The sequence below is a fragment of the Erwinia sp. E602 genome (assembly GCF_018141005.1).
Classification (GTDB): Bacteria; Pseudomonadota; Gammaproteobacteria; order Enterobacterales; family Enterobacteriaceae; genus Erwinia.
On record NZ_CP046582.1, the window covers coordinates 1,094,908 to 1,108,239 of the forward strand.

Consider the following 13,332-nt stretch of genomic DNA (forward strand, 5'->3'; position numbering starts at 1 on the left):
CTAAAACAGGGCCTGACCAAGGTGGCAATGCTCAGAGGATGCGGCTGATCAGCCGGTCAATACGGATGCGCCGCAGGCGTCGGATCAGTTTGCGCACTTTCAACGGATAGTCAGCGATGCTTTGCAGATCGCGGAAGTGTTCTACCACCGTGGTATGCTGACGGATCAGCTGCAGTTCATGCTCGCGCTGTTCGGCCAGCTGCTGCAGCGGATCGTGGATCAGCACCGCATTTTCCAGGTCCAGACGCCAGGCGCGCGGATTGAGGTTGTTGCCGGTAATCAGCATCCACTCCTCGTCGACCCACATGCCCTTCAGGTGATAGCTGTTTTCACCGTCTTTCCACAACCGCACGGTCAGCTGACCGGCGCTGACGTAGTACTGCAGGCGGCTGAGGAAGCGGCGCAGGTTAATCTCATACAGGTAGGGCAGCGCACCGATGATTTTGAACGGCTGATCCTCCGGTATATAGAAGTCGTTGGCGGTCTTATCGCCGATGATGATCTCAACCTGTTTCCCCTGGCGCAGCAGGGCGATAATGTTGCGCGCCAGGATCGCCGGCAGGTTGAAGTAGGGGGTGCAGATGGTCAGCTTCTGCTCGGTGCACGGCATCAGGTGATAAATGGTTTTATTCAGCAGGCTGTGTTTGCCAAGGCCGACCAGCGGCGTCACGGCCAGTACTTCATTGCCGGCATCACCCTTAAACTTATAGTCATAGCCGCGCAGGTCCTGGCGGAACTGCCGGGTTTCATTTTTAATTTCCGGGCTTTTCGGGCGTTCGTGCTGGTCCAGACGATGCACCGCCTCGGCCTGAATCAGGTTGTTGTCGATCCAGTCGATCATGGTATCGGCCAGCTGCGGATTGGCGATCAGCTGATAGCGATCGTAGCGATAGCGCTGATGCTGGTGCAGGTAGACATCGTTAAAGCTGGCGCCGGTGTAAATCAGGGTGTCGTCGACGATCGAGCCCTTCAGATGCAGTACGCCGAGCGCCTCACGGGTGTTGACCGGAATGCCGTAGACCGGGATGGCGATATCGGGGTGGCGGGTGGCCATCTCGCAGTACCAGTCGGCATTGGTGACACCGGCGGCCACGCCAATACGACCGCGCTGGGCGCGGTGCCAGTCAACCAGCACCTTGATTTCCAGCTCAGGGCGCAACCGCTTAGCCTCGTACAGCGCCGAGAAGATGCTCCTGCCACCGTCATCGTTTTCCAGATAGAGGGCGACGATACAGATGCGCCGGGTTGCCGTCGCGATCTTCTCCAGTAAGGTTTGGCGAAAATCAGCCGGAGAAAACAGCGTGGTGAAACCGGCAACTGACTGTGACAGTTTTGGCAGTTGCGCAAGGTGCTGTTGGTGTTTATTGCGTTTAAAATTTGACAACATCACGGTGCGTTTCTTCTCTGTTCATTGAATGGCACCTGCCATAAAATCAAGATCCTAACCCCGAATAATACCACCAGATCGCAGAAAAGGCGTGAGATTTACTTTTCCATACCGGCGGCAGCCTGCAGCGCCAGCGAAAGCCCGACAATGCCATCTTCCAGTTGCACGTCCACGCTAAACCCCAGCTTGCGGGCCAGCGCCACCATGCTGCGGTTGGCCGGCATGGTGATGCCGTTAAGCTGCTGCAGCCCGTGGTCGCGGGTGTAGCCGATCATCTTTTCCAGCAGGCGGCGGCCCATGCCCAGCCCTTTCAGATCGGAGCGGACCAGCACTGAGAATTCAGCATCGGTATTGTCGGCATCGGAGATCGCACGGGTAACGCCGATAATCTCCTCGCTGCCGTTATGCTGACGGACGGCGACGAACGCCATTTCACGATCGTAATCGATCTGGGTCATATTGGCCAAATCTTCATGGGTGAACTCGTTGATCTCGCTGAAATAGCGGTAGTAGAGATCCTCTTTGGTCACCCGGCCAATAAACTGCTGCAGCAGCGGTTCATCTTCCGGCAGGATCGGGCGAAACAGGCAAGGCTGGCCGTCCTTAAGGATCACCCGCTCTTCCAGACGCTGCGGGTAGGGGCGAATTGCCAGCCGGTCCTCGGCGCTGCCGTGGAATTCGGCCAGTTCCAGCGTCACGTCCAGCAGGGTGAACTCATCGCCGGTGGCCAGCAGCGGATGGATATCCAGGCGGACGATCTCCGGGCAGTCTACGATCAGGTTCGACACCTGCACCAGCACCCGGCTCAGCTCGGCCACGTCGAGCGGATGCAGCGCGCTGCGCCCGCGAATTTTGCCGCGCTTGATCGCCTGGATGACCAGATAGCGTGCCAGCGTCATATTTAACGGCGGTAGCGCGACCACCGCCTGGCGGTCGGCCTGCCAGCTGACGCCGCCCTCCCCGAGCATGATCACCGGGCCAAACAGCGCATCCTGCTGCACCACGATGCGCAGCTCCTGTGAGCCGGCACGGTTCGCCATACTCTGTACCAGCAGCCCGTGAATACGCGCCTGTGGTGAGGTCATCTTCACCCGGTCGATAATCGCGTCCGCCGCCTGCTGCACCTCTGTTGACGTGCGCAGGTAGAGCATCACTCCCTGCACCTCGGATTTGTGGGCAATATCCGGCGAACGCAGCTTCAGCGCCACCGGGTAGCCAATCTGCTCGGCGATATGCACCGCTTCGGCGCTGTCGCCTGCGATCCAGGTGGGCAGGGTGGCAAGACCATAGGCCTGCAGGATTGGCCGCACCTCGTGGGTATCCAGCGTCACCGGCCCCTGCTGCAGCGCCTGCTGGATCAGCCGGTGGGCATCCTGCGTATTGGCGGTCAGGTTAGGCGGCAGCGCCGGGGTTTCCCGCAGCTGCTTCTGGTTACGCCGGTACTGCACCATATGCATAAAGGCGGTGACCGTCCCTTCCGGGGTTCGGTAGGTCGGGACACCGGCGTCGCTGAACAGCCGACGAGCCTCCAGCGAGGAGTGCTCGCCGCACCAGTTGGTCAGCAGCGCCAGCTGCTTACTGCGCGGATGCTGGCGGATTAGTTCAATCACCCGCTGAGCGGTGAGCGTAGCCGGCGCGACGGCGCTGGGGGCGTGAATAATCAGCAGCGCATCCACGTCGTGGCTGTCGAGCAACAGGGCGATCGCCCGGGTGTAGCGCTCCGGCGTGGCGTCATCCTTCAGATCCAGCGGATTGCCGGGGGTGACACCTGCAGGCAGCAGCTCACGCAGCGCGCTGAGCAGCGGCTCGCTGAGGGTGGCCAGCTTGCCGTTGCGCTCGTCCAGCGCATCGAGCGCCAGCGCGGCCGGGGCAGCACCGTTGCTGACGATCATCAGTTTCTCACCGCGCAGCGGCCGCATGTGGCTGAGGGTTTCCACCGCGGAAAACAGCTCGTGGGTGTCATGTACCCGCAGCAGCCCGGCGCGCTGGATGGCGGCATCCCAGGCGGCATCCATCCCGCCGTGGGATTTGAGCAGCTGCTGGGCGTGCGGGCTGCGGCCGCTTTTGATTACCACAATCGGTTTATTGCGGGCGGCGCTGCGGGCGGCGGAAACAAAACGCCGCGCGTCGCTAAGGTGCTCCAGATAGAGCAGGATGGCGCTGGTTTTGCCGTCGCGCGCCAGGAAGTCGAGCAGGTCGTCGGCATCAATATCCAGGCTGTCACCCAGCGCGATAAACCAGGAGAATCCCAGATTACGCTGCTGCGCCCAGTCCAGAATGGTATTAGAAACCGCGGCGGACTGTGAAATAAACGCCAGCTTACCCTGCTGGATCGGCACCGGTGAGAAGCTGGCATTAAGCCCCTGCCAGGGGGCCAGCAGGCCAAGACTGTTGGGGCCAAGCAGGCGGATCTGCCAGCGGCTGGCGCAGGCCTGCAGTTCGGCGGCCTGGCTGGCGGGTGAAGAGAGGATGATGCAGGCTTTACAGCCGCGCTCACCGAGCGCCGCCAGCAGCTCCAGGTTGCGCCGCGCGTGGGTGCAGAGGATCGCCAGGTCGGGTGACAGCGGCAGGCTGGCGACGTCCGGCCAGGCCAGCACGCCGCAGACCGCTTTGTACTTCGGCGTGACCGGCAGTACCGGCCCGCTGAAGCCGCCGGAGAGTAAATTGCGCATCATCAGATACCCGGCGCGCTCCGGCCGGGTTGAGGCACCGATCACCGCTATCGACTTCGGTCGCAGCAGCGCTTCTAATCCACGTTGGCTCATCTTCGCTCCCTCAGGGATACCATCCGTCTGATTCTACACCGGCCTGCCGCAGGATGCTGGCCTGTTGCTCAGTTAAGCGATCGCGGATTGATTTTCGTCATCGCTGCCTTTCTCACCGCCGGCGGCCGGATAGAGCGGGTGGTGCGGTTTGCCAGCCATATAGCGCTGGCGGAACAGGTCGAAGTGTTGAAACAGCGCCTCTCCGGCGGCGGTATCCCCGGCCTGCAACAGCAGCTCGGCCGCCACTTCGGCCGTGCAGTGCTGCCCGGCGGCGTGCGCGACGCGCAGCAGGTAGTTAGAAGGGCGGGTCAGGTTGAGTGACATCACCGGCATCGCGTCCAGCCACGGGCTTTTGCGGAACATCTTGCGCGCTTCGGTCCAGGTGCCGTCGAGCATAATAAACAGCGGCGGTTTCCCGCTCAGCGGCGGAGCGTGCAGCACCGGCCGGCCGGGGTCGGCATAGCTGTGGGGAAACACCACCAGCGGCTGCACGTCAGGGTTGTGGACGGTGGCCAGCAGCGCCGGGTCCGGATCGGTGCGTGACCAGCCAAACGCCTCGGTCTCCGGCAGAATATCGGCGATCAGCCGCCCGGTATTGCTCGGTTTCATCGGTTCGCTGTCGAACATCACCAGGCAGAAACGGCTGCGCGCCTGCTGCGGTGCCAGCGTGTCGCACAGGCAGTTTTTCTCAGGGAGCAGGCAGCGCTGGCAGCGCCGCACGCGGTTGCCACGGGCGAGAAAAGGGCGGGTGGCACGGGCCAGTCGCGCGGTTCGCAGACGAAGAACGGCATTATCGGTCATAGTAGGAGATGGAGTAGTATCAGCGAAAACGCCATTCTAGCGGATAACGGCCGGGTATGCCCGGCCGGAAAGCTGCGGGTGCAGGGCGGCGTGGCTGCAGAGGTGTTCAGGCAGGGATCACAGGTTCTCGTTCAGCCACTCGTCAAACGGCGCTTTGGGCATCGCACCGCTGAGAATATCCGCCACTTCGCCCTGTTTAAACACCATAATGGTCGGGATGCTGCGGATGCGAAAGCGGCTGCTCAGCGCGCGTTCGTCTTCGGTATTCACCTTCAGAAAGCGCACCTGGCCGCTGCGTTCGCGCGCCACGGTTTCATACACCGGGGCGAAGTTGCGGCACGGGCCGCACCAGGGGGCCCAGAAATCAACCACTACCGGCAGGTCGTCCTGCAGATATTTATCCAGCGTGGCGGTGGTGGCATCCACCACCTGGCCGGCAAACAGCGCGTCGCCGCAGCGGCCGCATTTTGCCCCGTCATTCACCCGCTCTTCAGGGACGCGATTGGTTGACTGGCAGGATGCACAAACCGTTTTCATCATTCACCTCAGCGATCGTTATGGTAAGCGCTCACTTACCTTATTCTGCAGTAGAGTAAATTTATTATGCGATGTTGGCCCGATAGCGACAAAGCGGTTTGTTCAATAGGTATAATAGGTAAGGTCTGACAATCTGCAGACGGCGGGTGCGGGCCGGAAAACCCGGCACGGGCGTTGCCGCGGGCGTTTTATTGGAAGTTGATAGCTAACTGTTGTGACATCAGGTAATCTGCGCGCTTCGCGCTCAGCCCGGTGGAGGAAAAATGAACGACGAATTTAAAGGTAAGAGCGGTAAAGTCAAAGTGATGTATGTCCGCGGTGAAGATGATGGTGACAAACGTGGGCACAATCCACGTACCGGTAAGGGCCCTCGCCCGGATCCCAAAGGCCGTCCTTCACGCAGTGCAGACAGCAAGCCACGTGGCGGGCGCGACCGCGACGAAGGGCGTTCTGACTCGCCGTGGCGCACCGTATCCCGTGCGCCTGGCGCGGCGGTTGCCGATGACAAGCCGGACCACGGCGGTATTAGCGGTAAAAGTTTTATCGACCCTGAGCAGCTGCGCCGTCAGCGTCTGGAAGAGACCCGCGTGTACGGCGAAAACGCCTGTCAGGCGCTGTTCCAGAGCCGCCCGGAGTCGATCGTGCGCGCCTGGTTTGTACAGAGCGTTACGCCGCGTTTCCGTGAAGCGTTAAAATATATGGCGGCTAACCGCAAGGCTTACCACACCGTGGATGAAGCCGAGCTGCAGAAAGCCTCCGGAACCGAGCATCACGGCGGCGTCTGCTTCCTGATTAAAAAACGCTTCGGTATGCCGGTCAGCGAATGGCTGGCGCAGGCCGGCCAGAAAGACTGCGTGCTGGCGCTGGAGGAAGTGGGTAACCCGCACAACCTGGGCGGCATTATGCGCAGCTGCGCGCACTTTGGCGTGAAGGGGCTGCTGGTGCAGGACGCGTCGCTGCTGGAGTCCGGTGCGGCGGTACGTACCGCTGAAGGCGGCGCGGAGCACGTGCAGGCAATCAGCGGTGAGAGCTTTGCTGCGGGCCTTGATGCGTTCCGTAAAGCGGGATACACCATCGTCACCACCTCCAGTCACCAGGGCGTCACGCTGGCGCAGGCAGAACTGCCGGCCAGAATGGTACTGGTACTGGGCCAGGAGCGTGATGGTCTGTCTGACAGCACCTTCGAGCAGAGCGACCTCAGCGTCTCGATCGGCGGTACCGGCAACGTGGAGAGCCTCAACGTCTCCGTGGCGACCGGTATTCTGCTGGCCGAATGGTGGCGTCAGAACGTCTGATATTCTGTTGTGCGCGGGCTAACCGCGCTGGCGGGTGGGGCGCGATGCCTCACCACGGGCAGGTGATAATGACGGCCTGGCCAGAGACAGAATCAGAGGTAAAAAAATGGGCCCGAGAGGGCCCATTTTGCTGTCTGCAACGCTGTCATGATATTTGCATCTTTCTCTGCATCTGCATCAGCTTCCGTCTCTTCATCACTCTCTAACCCTGTTTACGCCTCTGCCGCAGAGATCGCGTCAGCCGTCGCTGTCTACAGTGGAGCAGGGGGCTGTGCACCCCGCTGCTATCACGCAGGAACAGCGATCAGTGAGCGCCGCCACCGCCACCGCCGCCGCTGCGCGCGCCGCCGCCGCCCGCTCCTGCACCAAACGGCGGCCGGGCGAACCACACCAGCGCCAGCAGCACCAGGAACACGCCGGCGGAAGCCCAGAAGATCTCATTGGCCGAGATAATCAGCCCCTGATTGGTGATCTGCTGTGCAATCCAGGCGGAAGCCTGATCGTGGCTCATCCCCATGCTCTCCAGCTGGCTGTAGACCTGCTGGCTGTTGGCGTTATACGGGGTGATCGACTCGCTTAAATACACGTGGTGCATCGACTCCCGATCGGTCCACATCGTGGTGGTGATCGAGGTACCGATCGAACCCGCCAGCGTGCGGGTAAAGTTCGACAGGCTGGAGGCCGCCGCCAGTCGCTCCGGCGGTAACCCTGAGAGGGTAATTGCCGTCAGCGGCATAAAGAAGCAGGCCACCGCAAACCCCTGCACGAACTGCGGCCAGGCCGACGCGCCAAAGTCCATCCCCGGCTCAAAGGTATAAGCGCGCCAGTAGAAGCACACCGCATACATAATAAAGCTGAAGGTCACCAGCATGCGCATATCCAGCTTGTGCGAGAAGCGGCCGATAATCGGCGACAGCAGCACCGGCAGAATGCCGACCGGTGCCGATGCCAGCCCGGCCCAGGTGGCCGTATAGCCATACACCTCCTGCAGCAGCTGCGGCAGCAGCACGATCGAGCCGAAGTAGAGCATGTAGGCGAGGCTGATCGACAGGCAGCCGATGGTGAAGTTCCGCATCTTAAACAGCGATAAATCCACGATCGGGTGATCGTCGGTCAGCTCCCAGATCAGCAGCGCCGCCAGCGCCACGGCGGCGACAACCGCCAGCACGATAATTTCGCCGGAGCTGAACCAATCCAGCTCTTTACCGCGGTCGAGCATCACCTGCAGGCAGCCAATACCCACCACCAGCAGCACCAGCCCGACGGTGTCGATTGGCCGGATCACCGTCGCCGTCTCACGACCGCGCAGCGACTGCAACGCCAGCGCCACCACGATGATGGCAATCGGCACGTTGATGTAGAAAATCCAGCCCCAGTGATAGTTGTCGCTGATCCAGCCGCCAAGGATCGGGCCACAGATCGGTGCCACCACCACGGTCATCGACCACAGCGCCAGCGCCACGCTGCGTTTTGCCGGCGGGTAGTTGCTCAACAGCAGGCTCTGCGACAGCGGGATTAACGGCCCGGCCACCAACCCCTGGATCACGCGGAAGACGATCAGCATGGTCAGACTTTCCGACAGGCCACAGGCCAGTGAGGCGAGGGCAAAGGCGATCGTCGACCACATAAACAGCTTCACCTCACCAAAGCGTTTTGCCAGCCAGCCGGTGATCGGAATCGAGATGGCGTTGGCCACGCCAAATGAGGTGATTACCCAGGTACCCTGGGAGTTAGAGGCCCCCAGATTACCGGCGATGGTCGGGATGGCGACGTTAGCAATGGTCGAATCCAGCACCTGCATAAAGGTGGCCAGAGACAGCGCAATGGTCATCAGGACCAGCTGCGCGCCTTCAAGCGGTTTTTGTGCCATATCAGCCTCTTGCGGGGTTAGCCGGCATTGGCACGGATAATGTCCGCGATAAGCTGATTGGCCGGAGCCAAATCCAGCGCCAGCGCGTCACTTTCATAGGCCGGTTTGCTGCGCACGCTGGTGGCCAGCACCGCGCCGTCGCGGTTGGCGGTATCGACTTTTACCAGCGTCGACAGGCCGATGCGCAGCGGATGCTGTGCCACCTGCTGCGGGTCCAGCTCGATACGTACCGGCAGGCGCTGCACCACTTTGATCCAGTTACCGGTGGCGTTCTGCGCCGGCAGCAGTGAGAAGACGCTGCCGGTGCCCATATCCAGGCCAACCACTTTGCCGTGATACACCACGTCGTCGCCGTAGATATCGCTGACCACCGTGGCCGGCTGGCCGATGCGCACGCCTGCCAGCTGGGTCTCTTTGAAGTTCGCATCCACCCACAGGTTATCGGCCGGCACGATCGCCAGCAGCGGGGTGCTGGTGGTGATCTGCGAACCGACCTGCACGCTGCGCCGTGACACGTAGCCGTTGATTGGGCTGACCACGTTGGTGCGCTGCAGCGCCAGCCAGGCGTCACGCAGTTCGGCGGCCGCCTGTTTCACCGCCGGCTGATTGTCCAGCGAGGTGTTAAGGATCATCGCCTGATTGGCGTTGTACTGCTGCAGGGCCACGTCGAGCTGCGCTTTGGCGGTGGCTACCGCGTCGCGGGCGTGCTGCAGGTCTTCACGGCCGATCAGGTTAGCGGCACCCAGCGGCTCGCGGCGCTTGAGATCCGCCTGAGCCTGCTCCAGCGCGGTTTGCTGCAGTGCGATGGTCGCCTGGTACTGTTTGCCGTTAATGATCAGCTGGTGGGTCTGGCGCACGGTAGTGGCCAGCGCGGTCTGCGCTTTTTCAAACGCCTGCTCAGCGTCGGTGCGGTCCAGCGTGACCAGCAGGTCGCCTTTTTTGACGTAATCGGTATCATCAAACCAGACTTTATTAACGCTTCCTGACACCTGAGCCATCACCTGCGCCTGGTTTCCTGCTACATAGGCGTCATCCGTTTCCTGATAATGGCGCAGTACCAGGAACCAGTAAATCAGATACGCTCCCGCGATAATTACCAACAGAACGGCCAGCAGCAGCAGCGCGCGTTTACGCGTCTTTTTCTTCCCCTGCGGCTGTTGCGGGTCCTGCGTCACCCCATTTGCACTCATGGTGTTCTCCATTCTTCTTGCCATCATTAGTGGGCGGCCTGCGCCCGAATCGAAAATGCCAGCGGGTGAGCGCTGGCATGTTTTTTTATTTTGGAGGGATAAACTACCGATTTCTGGAAAGGCGTTTGTCGCACATTATGCTATCAGTGGAACATTTAACGTGACAGCGAAGCAATCACGCCTTCTTCGTCCATCTGATCGAGACGGTTCAGCAGTTTGCGGGTGATACCTTCCAGTTGACTTTTTTCCGAATCGCTCAGGGAAGACCACAGCAGCTGCAGGCTCTGGTGCTGTGGCGGCAGCAGCTGGCGCAGGAACTCATTGCCTTTAGGCGTCAGATGCAGGTGCAGGCAGCGACGATCGTTTTCGCTTTCACGGCGCTCAATCCAGCCACGTTTTTCCAGTTCATCGGCAATACGGGTGGCGTTGGTACGTGAAGAACCCAGCGCAGAGCTCAGCTCCGAGGGCTGAATGCTGTGGTCTTCCTGCGCGTCCAGCGTGATCAGCGCCATAAACAGCGTTTCGTTGATTCCCTGCGCCTTGAGCATTTTATTACGATTATCCAACAGCTTACTTTGCATGTGCATGCACAGACGGGTCAGCATAATCTCCTGCAACGGGAAATCTTTCTGACGGTTAGCACGAAAATTAAGCATCTGTTCAATGGGCGTAAAAGAACTTTCCATTATAAAGGGACCTCACTTGTTGCAATGTATAGATAAACGATGAGCGTGCACTCTGGTCATCCACGTGGATCGGAAACGTTGTCCGAACGCCGTGACCCTCATCTGTAATTTCCGGGTCACTCCATAACCCAGTGCGCTACGGTCTGACAGCGTTGATTGCCGTTCATCGCGGCCTTTCTCCTGTCAGGCTAATTAATTGCATCTGAAAGAGTCACCGTTATGAATAAATTTCGACTCACCTTACCAGAGAGATATTTCTGAGAAAAGCGGCTAAAGCCCGAAAAAACTTCATTCTTTTTGCGAAAAATCACCCGGCAACCGCTTCGTGGTGGCGGGTTAACCACCAGTTGACAATGTTAAGCAACGTTAACGCCGCGCCGATCGCACAGACGCCATACCAGCCTGCGGTCTGGTAGGCGGAGGCGGAGAGCAGCGAACCGGCGGCACCGCCGATGAAGTAGCAGGTCATATAGCCGGCGGTCAGCCGGTTGCGGGCTTCCGGCATATGGCGGTAGATCACGCTCTGATTGGTGATATGCACGCCCTGCACCGCCAGATCCAGCAGGATAATGCCGAGAATCAACGCCAGCAGCGAGTGCGCGCCCAGCGCCGTCAGGCCCCAGGAGGCAAGCAGGATAATCAGCCCGACGCTGGTAGTGAGCCGCGCTTTGCCTTTATCCGCCAGGCTGCCCGCCTGCCGCGCGGCCAACGCACCGGCGGCGCCGACCAGGCCGAGCAGGCCGATTTGACCTTCGGAATAGCCCCACTCGGGCGACGACAGCAGAAACGCCATCGAGGTCCACAGCACGCTGAAGTTGGCGAAGGCCAGGCAGCCGGTAATCGCCCGGGTGCGCAGGATCGGATGGCGCAGATAAAGGCTTCCGATCGAACCGAGCAGCTGCGGATAGTTGAGCGGCACCGACTGCTTATAGCGCGGCAGCCAGCGCCACAGCGCCAGCGACATCAGCACCATCAGCACGCTGGCCACCCAGAACACGGTGCGCCAGCCGCCCAGCTGGGCCAGCCCGCCGGCCACGGTCCGCGCCAGCAGGATCCCCAGCAGCAGGCCGCTCATCACCGTGCCCACGGTTTTACCGCGTTTTTCCGGCGCGGCAAGGGTGGCGGCCAGCGGCACCAGAATCTGGGCGACCACCGAGAACAGCCCGGTCAGCGCGGTACCCAGCAGCATCAGCGGCAGAGTGGGGGAGAGCGCGGTCAGCACCATGCCGCCGGCGGCCAGCAGGCTCATGCTGACGATCAGCGCGCGTCTCTCCAGCAGGTCGCCGAGCGGAACCAGCAGCAGCAGTCCGGCGGCATAGCCAAGCTGGGCGGTAGTCACGATAAAACCGGCCTGATGGAAAGAGAGATCGAAGGTTTGCGCGATGGTGGCCAGCAGCGGTTGCACATAATAGTTACAGGCAACGGCAAGGCCGGTCGCGAGCGACATCAGCGCGACCAGGGCGGGGCTCAGCCCGGGAGTGGAAGATTTCATAGCATATCGTGTTGGAGTAAGAAATATCTCATGTCCTAATAGTAACCCAAATAACTATTTCACTCACAGAATAATTAACAGGACAAACCAGTTTGTCGTGGGCGGGCAGGGCAGGGTCATGCGACGGGCCTGAATACGGGGAGGGGGCAGAAGGGACGCGTGCGGCAACTTAAGCAAAAAGAATATGAATGCGATCCGCCCGATTTTGCCGGTGTGCAGAGAAACCGGTTACAGACGGCGGGCGCGAAGGTCATCCTTCGCGCCCGGTAAATCAGGGCTTATCCGGGCCGGCAGGGCCCGGTCAGATGGTTACTTCGCCGCGGCCAGCGCGTCTTTCACCCAGCCGTCAAAGGTCGCCTGGTGGGCCTTGATCCAGCCATCCACGTGGGCGTTAACCTCGGCCTCAGACGCGTGGCCTTCATGCATGCGGGCGTTCTGGGCGTTGATGTCGGTAATCGGCAGCTTCATCTCTGCAAACAGTTTTGCCGCCGCCGGGTTCTGCTGTGCCCAGGCTTTATTAGCCACGATGTGCATGGTATTGACCGGGAAGCCGTAGTTGGCACCGTTAGGCAGTTTAGTATCAACGTCTTTCTGCTCGCCCGGCAGTGAGGAGAACGGCACCTGCAGCCATACCACGTCGCGGCCCGGCTTCAGCACGTCGCTCAGCCAGTACGGGGTCCAGGTGTAGTAGATCACCGGCTTGCCCTGCTTATAACGGGTCAGCATGTCGGCGATCATCGCCGAGTAGTTGCCCATATTGGCTTCAACGGTGTTTTCCAGGCCGAAGGCTTTGTTCTGGTGAACGATAACCGCTTCACAGCCCCAGCCCGGCGTACAGCCGGTCATATCTGCCTTGCCGTCGCCGTTGCTGTCAAACAGCGCGGCAATTTTCGGGTCCTTCAGCTGGGCGATATTGGTGATGTGATATTTCTCAGCGGTTTTCTTGTCGATCAGATAGCCCTGTGCAGCGCCGTTAACGTAGGTGCCCTGGCGGTAGAGCTTCGCATCGCCGCCGGCGGCCTTGTACATATCGTCGTGCAGCGGCTGCCAGTTGACCGCGGTAAAGGTGGCGTCACCGGAGGCGATCGAGGTGTAGCCGACGTTGTAGTCCACTTCGCTGGTCGGCGCAACGGTGTAGCCCAGCTTCTCCAGCGCGCGGCTGACCAGCAGGGTCTGGAAGGTCTCTTCGGTAATGGTGCTCTGTACCGGTTTCACGGTGATGCCTTTACCCGGCAGATCGGCGGCGGAAACCTGAGCGGCGGCCAGCGTGGTTAACGCGGCGGCCAGCAGTGCTGTCTTGCGCATAGCG

The 13,332-nt window shown here is 60.7% G+C and carries 10 protein-coding genes; 1 reads left to right on the forward strand and 9 read right to left on the reverse strand.

Going from position 1 to position 13,332, the window contains the following annotated elements:
- Positions 1 to 31 precede the first annotated feature (31 nt).
- The 4 genes from pssA to trxC all read right to left on the reverse strand — a co-directional run bounded on the left by pssA (position 32) and on the right by trxC (position 5,490).
- Entirely contained in the window at positions 32 to 1,387 is a 1,356-nt protein-coding gene (gene pssA / locus GKQ23_RS06380; RefSeq protein ID WP_212410066.1) for a CDP-diacylglycerol--serine O-phosphatidyltransferase, read from the reverse strand.
- A gap of 98 nt (positions 1,388 to 1,485) precedes the next feature.
- The gene (locus GKQ23_RS06385; protein WP_212410067.1) at positions 1,486 to 4,152 is read right to left on the reverse strand and encodes a bifunctional acetate--CoA ligase family protein/GNAT family N-acetyltransferase; all 2,667 of its coding nucleotides are present in this window, start codon (positions 4,150 to 4,152) and stop codon (positions 1,486 to 1,488) included.
- 72 nt (positions 4,153 to 4,224) lie between these two features.
- Positions 4,225 to 4,953 carry a tRNA-uridine aminocarboxypropyltransferase gene (locus GKQ23_RS06390; protein ID WP_056238523.1) on the reverse strand — a complete coding sequence of 243 codons (729 nt, stop codon included), beginning with the start codon at positions 4,951 to 4,953 and terminating at the stop codon, positions 4,225 to 4,227.
- A gap of 117 nt (positions 4,954 to 5,070) precedes the next feature.
- On the reverse strand, positions 5,071 to 5,490 hold the full coding sequence (gene trxC, locus GKQ23_RS06395; RefSeq protein WP_056239685.1) for a thioredoxin TrxC: 420 nt from the start codon (positions 5,488 to 5,490) through the stop codon (positions 5,071 to 5,073).
- A gap of 263 nt (positions 5,491 to 5,753) precedes the next feature.
- On the opposite strand from trxC, the gene GKQ23_RS06400 reads away from it, so the two are divergent.
- A complete protein-coding gene (locus tag GKQ23_RS06400) occupies positions 5,754 to 6,785 on the forward strand; it encodes a tRNA/rRNA methyltransferase (RefSeq protein WP_056238526.1) in 1,032 nt (343 codons plus the stop codon).
- 304 nt (positions 6,786 to 7,089) lie between these two features.
- On the opposite strand, the gene emrB is transcribed toward GKQ23_RS06400, so the two are convergent.
- The 5 genes from emrB to proX all read right to left on the reverse strand — a co-directional run bounded on the left by emrB (position 7,090) and on the right by proX (position 13,328).
- The gene (emrB, locus tag GKQ23_RS06405; protein WP_212410068.1) at positions 7,090 to 8,655 is read right to left on the reverse strand and encodes a multidrug efflux MFS transporter permease subunit EmrB; all 1,566 of its coding nucleotides are present in this window, start codon (positions 8,653 to 8,655) and stop codon (positions 7,090 to 7,092) included.
- 17 nt (positions 8,656 to 8,672) lie between these two features.
- Complete coding sequence (gene emrA / locus GKQ23_RS06410) at positions 8,673 to 9,845, reverse strand: multidrug efflux MFS transporter periplasmic adaptor subunit EmrA (RefSeq protein WP_056238536.1); 1,173 nt, start codon at positions 9,843 to 9,845, stop codon at positions 8,673 to 8,675.
- 155 nt (positions 9,846 to 10,000) lie between these two features.
- Positions 10,001 to 10,531, reverse strand: a complete 531-nt coding sequence (gene mprA, locus GKQ23_RS06415; protein WP_056238538.1) for a transcriptional repressor MprA — start codon at positions 10,529 to 10,531, stop codon at positions 10,001 to 10,003.
- Positions 10,532 to 10,838: 307 nt separating this feature from the next.
- Complete coding sequence (locus GKQ23_RS06420) at positions 10,839 to 12,023, reverse strand: MFS transporter (RefSeq protein ID WP_056238541.1); 1,185 nt, start codon at positions 12,021 to 12,023, stop codon at positions 10,839 to 10,841.
- Between the two features lie 309 nt (positions 12,024 to 12,332).
- Positions 12,333 to 13,328: a glycine betaine/L-proline ABC transporter substrate-binding protein ProX gene (gene proX / locus GKQ23_RS06425; RefSeq protein WP_212410069.1), complete on the reverse strand. Its 996-nt coding sequence runs from the start codon at positions 13,326 to 13,328 to the stop codon at positions 12,333 to 12,335.
- Between the last annotated feature and the right edge of the window lie 4 nt (positions 13,329 to 13,332).

What these genes read in the sequence shown, in the direction of transcription:
- emrB (WP_212410068.1), bottom strand. Translation starts at nt 8,655, where the DNA reads ATGGCACAAAAACCGCTTGAAGGCGCGCAGCTGGTCCTGATGACCATT.
- proX (WP_212410069.1), bottom strand. Translation starts at nt 13,328, where the DNA reads ATGCGCAAGACAGCACTGCTGGCCGCCGCGTTAACCACGCTGGCCGCC.
- GKQ23_RS06420 (WP_056238541.1), bottom strand. Translation starts at nt 12,023, where the DNA reads ATGAAATCTTCCACTCCCGGGCTGAGCCCCGCCCTGGTCGCGCTGATG.
- emrA (WP_056238536.1), bottom strand. Translation starts at nt 9,845, where the DNA reads ATGAGTGCAAATGGGGTGACGCAGGACCCGCAACAGCCGCAGGGGAAG.
- pssA (WP_212410066.1), bottom strand. Translation starts at nt 1,387, where the DNA reads ATGTTGTCAAATTTTAAACGCAATAAACACCAACAGCACCTTGCGCAA.
- GKQ23_RS06390 (WP_056238523.1), bottom strand. Translation starts at nt 4,953, where the DNA reads ATGACCGATAATGCCGTTCTTCGTCTGCGAACCGCGCGACTGGCCCGT.
- mprA (WP_056238538.1), bottom strand. Translation starts at nt 10,531, where the DNA reads ATGGAAAGTTCTTTTACGCCCATTGAACAGATGCTTAATTTTCGTGCT.
- trxC (WP_056239685.1), bottom strand. Translation starts at nt 5,490, where the DNA reads ATGAAAACGGTTTGTGCATCCTGCCAGTCAACCAATCGCGTCCCTGAA.
- GKQ23_RS06385 (WP_212410067.1), bottom strand. Translation starts at nt 4,152, where the DNA reads ATGAGCCAACGTGGATTAGAAGCGCTGCTGCGACCGAAGTCGATAGCG.
- GKQ23_RS06400 (WP_056238526.1), top strand. Translation starts at nt 5,754, where the DNA reads ATGAACGACGAATTTAAAGGTAAGAGCGGTAAAGTCAAAGTGATGTAT.